The 4,795-nt window shown below is 68.0% G+C and carries 4 protein-coding genes; 1 reads left to right on the top strand and 3 read right to left on the bottom strand.

All coding sequences use genetic code 11. The features are described 5' to 3' along the window. Nucleotides 1-180: 180 nt before the first annotated feature. The 3 genes from EDF47_RS19645 to EDF47_RS19635 are packed head-to-tail and all read right to left on the bottom strand — an operon-like array spanning nt 181 to nt 3,108. Nucleotides 181-1,137 carry a DJ-1/PfpI family protein gene (locus EDF47_RS19645; protein ID WP_243692526.1) on the bottom strand — a complete coding sequence of 319 codons (957 nt, stop codon included), beginning with the start codon at nt 1,135-1,137 and terminating at the stop codon, nt 181-183. Between the two features lie 10 nt (nt 1,138-1,147). Then, the gene (locus tag EDF47_RS19640) at nt 1,148-2,320 is read right to left on the bottom strand and encodes an MFS transporter (RefSeq protein WP_132100989.1); all 1,173 of its coding nucleotides are present in this window, start codon (nt 2,318-2,320) and stop codon (nt 1,148-1,150) included. Beyond that, entirely contained in the window at nt 2,317-3,108 is a 792-nt protein-coding gene (locus tag EDF47_RS19635) for a class I SAM-dependent methyltransferase (RefSeq protein WP_132100988.1), read from the bottom strand. The genes EDF47_RS19640 and EDF47_RS19635 overlap by 4 nt, the downstream gene beginning before the upstream one ends. Nucleotides 3,109-3,269: 161 nt before the next feature. Here EDF47_RS19635 and modA point away from each other — a divergent pair, with 161 nt between their 5' ends. Then, nucleotides 3,270-4,085 (top strand): molybdate ABC transporter substrate-binding protein, encoded by an 816-nt coding sequence (modA, locus tag EDF47_RS19630; protein ID WP_132100987.1) that lies wholly within the window; start codon nt 3,270-3,272, stop codon nt 4,083-4,085. Nucleotides 4,086-4,795: the final 710 nt, after the last annotated feature.

Genomic DNA, 4,795 nt, shown 5'->3' with positions numbered 1-4,795 from the left:
TAGGCGGAGAACCGGCCGAAGTGCGCAATCCCACTCGCCGCCGCGGCCGTTCCGACTGGCTGATACGGGTTCGCGAGGATCATCTGTCGTGCCCGGTGCAACCGCAAGGGCCTCTGCTCACAGCAGGCGGCAAGCGAGCCCGTCGTGGACGACGGCTGTCGTGTAGCGGTGGACCACCGGCTATCGAGACTCCTGGAACGCAGCTCGGTAGGCGGTGGGAGAGGTGCCGATGATGCTGCCGAAGTGGCGACGGAGGTTCGCGTCGGATCGCAGTCCTGTCGCTTCGGCGATCTGCGTCATCGTCAAGTCGGTGCGTTCGAGAAGTTCCCGGGCGCGGTCGATCCTGGCGCGCAAGACCCACTGCATCGGGGTGATGCCGGTGTCGGCAGCAAACCGGCGTGAGAACGTCCGCGCGGACACATTCGACTGACGGGCAAGCGCCGCGAGGGACAGGTCGTCGTCGAGGTGGTCGAGCGCCCAGGCGCGGGTGGCGGCGAAGACGTCGCCGAGGGGTTCTGGGATGGTGCGGAGCACGTACTGGGCTTGGCCGCCGCTTCGGTAGGGGGCGCTGACGAGGCGTCGGGCGACGTGGTTGGCGAGCGCGACTCCGTGGTCGCGGCGGATGAGGTGGAGGCAGAGGTCGATGCCGCTGGCGGCGCCGGCGCTGGTGAGCACGTTCCCGGCGTCGACGAACAGCACGTGCTCGTCGACGTCGACCTCCGGGTACCGGTCGCGGAGGATGTCCGTGTAGTGCCAGTGCGTCGTCGCGCGCCGCCCATTGAGGAGCCCGGCGGCGGCGAGGGTGAACGCGCCTGTCGAGATCGCTGCGATCCGGGCACCGCGTTCGTGCGCTGCGCGGAGCGCTGCGATGACCGCTGGCGGTGTGGTGACCTCGGCGGGGTTCCGGTAGCCGGGGACGAGGATGGTGTCGGCCCAGGTAAGAGTGTCGAGGTCGTGGCTGACGGCGTAGGCGAGGCCGTCCCACCCTTCCACGGTGCCGACCTGTTCGGCGCAGACGCGGGCCTCGTAGGGCATGCTCGGCCGCTTCGCGAACACGTGCGCAGCGATCCCGACGTCGAGCGCTTTCGCGCCGTCGAGAACGAGCACCGCCACTCGGTGGTCGCGGTCTGTGCTCACGCCCTCGAACCTAGCGCGCTGCGTCACGTGCACGGGTGGTGACCGCAGCGGCGGTGGCAAGCACGGTGAGCGCGATGATTGCCGCGGCGATGTACACGGCCCGGTACGGGGCGGGAAACGAGCCGAGTGCGGCGATGAGCAGGCCGGCGAGAACGGCTCCGGCGCGGCGGGTGTTGGTGAAGAGCCCCGATGCGAGTCCGGGGCTCGGGAACACGTCCTGGAACACGGTCAGACCGAGGCCGGCGACGGTCGCGAAGAACCAGGCGTTCAGCGGCTGCAGAACGAGGAGCTGCCACGGCTCATGGGCCAGCGCGACGAAGCCGTAGTACGCGACACCGCATACCCACCCGCCAGCGAGGAGGAGCCGGACGGAGCGGTGTTCCTGGAGCCGACCGATGAGCAGCAGTGCGGGGATCTCGAGGAGGGCGGCAGCGCCGAGCGTGATGCCAGCCCAGATGATCGGAGCCTGGAGGTCGCGGGTGACGAACAGGGTCGCGATAGTGACGGTGGCGATGTTCGTCGCCTGCAGGAGCGTGAACGCTCCGACGACACCCCACCGGTTCCACCCGCGGAGCTGCACCAGCAGCCGTGGCCGAGGTGTGGCGTCATCGGTGCGAATTGTCCCGCGTCGGCGGAGGAGCAGGAGCGCGGTGACGACGTTGACCAGGCCGATGCCGGCAAGGAGCGGCAGCGCTGCCGGGGAGCCTGCCGTTCCAGTGACGAGGGTGGCCACGGGAGGGCCGATGACCCAGGCGAAAGACACGATCGCACGGGTCCGGATGACCTGCGCCGGTGGTGCGCCTTCATGGCGGAGCTGCGCGAACAGCAGCGTCGATCCGACGCCGGGCGGGCCGCCGAGGATGACCAGGGCGAGCACGACCACCGGGAGCGACGTCGTGACTGCGAGGACCGCCACGAGAGCAACTCCGCCGAGCGCACAGAACACCAGCGGCCGCAGGTAGTTCCGGCTCCGGTCCGCGAGAGTCGGGATGAGCAGGGACGCGGCGAACCCGCCAACGTTGTAGAGCCCCAGGACCCAACCGACCTCGGCCGGCGTCGCGTCGTAGAGGGTCACGAGGAGCACTGCGAGCAGCGGGTTCAGCACCGCGAACTGCAACGCCCAGAACCACGCAGCGACCAGCCACAGCGCCTTCCCCTGCCGCTGTACCGTTTCTGTCTTCACGGGTGGCCCACCACGAGGCGCAGCGACCCGTCGAACGTCGGCTGGGCGCGCAGGTGTCCGTGCTGGGCGTCCCACGCGACCGTGTCGAGGTCGGCCCGCAGCGCGCGCTCGAAGCGTGCCTCGACGTCCGGACCGACGAAGCTCCAGGCGGAGTTCGCGCGCCTGGCGCCGGGGTCGAGGAGCGCTTCGGGGCGGCCGTAGTACGCCTCGCTGAATCCGTCGACGCATTCGAGTGGGATCGGTACGGACGCCACGGTGACGGTTCCGCCGAGTCCTGCTCGGAGGTTGTCGATCGACGGGTATCGGCTGGCTTCCGTGGCGATGACCTCGAGTGCGTAGTCGTTGATCCACGACCGGGTGAGCGCGGACGGGTCGCAGGTGAGGATCACGACAGGCCCGCGGGTCACCCGGCGAACCTCGTGGAGCCCAGCCGGCAGGTCCCGCCACTGATGGACGGTGAACGACGCCAGGGCCGCGTCGAAGCTGTCGTCACCGAACGGAAGGTCCTCCGCGGTCGCATCGACCGCGGGCACCGACCCTGCGGGGCGTTGCGCACGCATCGTGGCGCTCGGCTCTACAGCGGTCACGTCGAGGTCGGTCGGTTCGTAGGAGCCCGCACCAGCACCGACGTTCACGAGCGTTCGAGCATTGCCGAGCGCAGCCTGGATCGCCGCGGTGAACGCGGGCTCCGGACGCCGGTACTGCCCGTACCCGGCCCCGATCACGCCGTAGTTCGCATCGCCGGCACTGCCATCGGACCCGCTCGTCACTGAACGCTCATCTGTCATGACATCAGCCAACCGCCGAGCCCAAGGACGCCGCCAGCGGTAATCAGGACGACGGCCGTACAGATCACGCCAACCCATGACCACCGGGGCAACCGCATCTTCGTGTTGAATGGCAAAACATCGCCGCATTTGCGGCGCAACCTGTCGAACGGAACCCCGTCATGCCGCACCGCGCCACCCGCCTGCCGACCCTCCTGACCGCGGTCGCCGCGGCGTCGCTGCTGCTTACGGCGTGTTCCGCCGGCAGCACGACAGCCAGCTCGTCGTCGCCGTCGCCGTCCTCGTCCTCGTCCTCGTCCTCTGCGATGGGTTCGATCACAGTGTTTGCGGCAGCGTCGTTGCAGAAGACGTTTACCGAGCTGGGGAAGCAGTACGAGGCCGCACACCCGGGTACGACGATTGAGTTCTCCTTCGCCGGTTCCAGTGACCTCGTGACGCAGATCCAGAACGGCGCACCGGCCGACGTATTCGCGTCGGCTGACGAGAAGAACATGGACAAGCTCGCCACGAACGACCTCCAGGGTTCACCGGCGGACTTTGCGAAGAACACGCTTGAGATCGCGGTCGCGCCCGGCAACCCGAAGAAGATCACCGACTTCAAGGACCTCACCAACGCCGGCGTGCAGGTCGTCACGTGCGCCAGCCCGGTCCCGTGCGGTGCCGCTACCGAGAAGGTCGAGCAGGCGACCGGGGTCACGTTGAAGCCCGTCAGCGAGGAGCAGTCCGTCACCGACGTGCTCGGTAAGGTCAGCTCCGGGCAAGCAGACGCAGGCCTGGTGTACGTCACCGACGTCAAGGGCGCGGCTGGCAAGATCGACGGGGTGACATTCAAGGACGCATCAAGCGCCGTCAACACTTACCCGATCGCGGTGCTCAAGGAGAGCAAGAACCCCGACCTCGCCGCCTCGTTCAGCGACTACGTCCGCTCCGACGCCGGACAGAAGGTGCTCCAGGAAGCCGGCTTCCAAGCCCCCTGAAAACCGAGGCAGGCCGTCCGGTGACCCATCGCCGAGCGGGACAGGCATCCTGCGAGATGTTCGGCTATCGGGGTGCCGGTTCCCATGACGCTGATTACCAGCGATCAGGTCGCTCGTCATGGCCGGTCGCCGCCACAAAGTCGTACGCTCAGGGCGTGGATGCTCGACTCAGCTCCGGGTGCACGGACCACCCTGGCTATGGGCTTGTGCGCTGGACGGCCCGAGAACTGACGCTCCCGGACGGCAGTGTGTTCGCAACCGTCCTTGACACCGCGACGGACAGTGAGGGCATACCCCTCAGCGAAGCGGGCCGCAGCGAACTCATCTTCTGGGAGAGCATGACCGCGTAGCGATCCTCCCAGGGACCCTCACTGCTCCGCGGAAAGGACGACACTGCGGGCTCGCCAACAGCTCCCCCAAGCCCTCTGCCACGCGCTGCGTCCCACAAACCGTCAAGACCACTCGACGAACCGCCAGCCAGGCCCAGACGACATTCCGAGACAAGCGGCACCCGCTTGGATGCTGATGTCACCGACATGGCAATGTGTCTCACGGCTGCATCTCGGAAAACTAAAGCTTTTTAGGACGACAGCCCAGTATTGCCATCAGGCGCAGCTGGTGCGGCCGAGTCCGAGGAAGCGGACGGTGCTGATGCGGACGCTGCTGGCGGAGGTCGTCGTCCACGTCGAGGTGACGTCGGCGCGGACGGT

This window comes from Curtobacterium sp. PhB190, from assembly GCF_004365385.1.
In the GTDB taxonomy this organism is placed as follows: domain Bacteria; phylum Actinomycetota; class Actinomycetes; order Actinomycetales; family Microbacteriaceae; genus Curtobacterium.
This window is presented reverse-complemented; position numbering and strand designations above follow the sequence as displayed.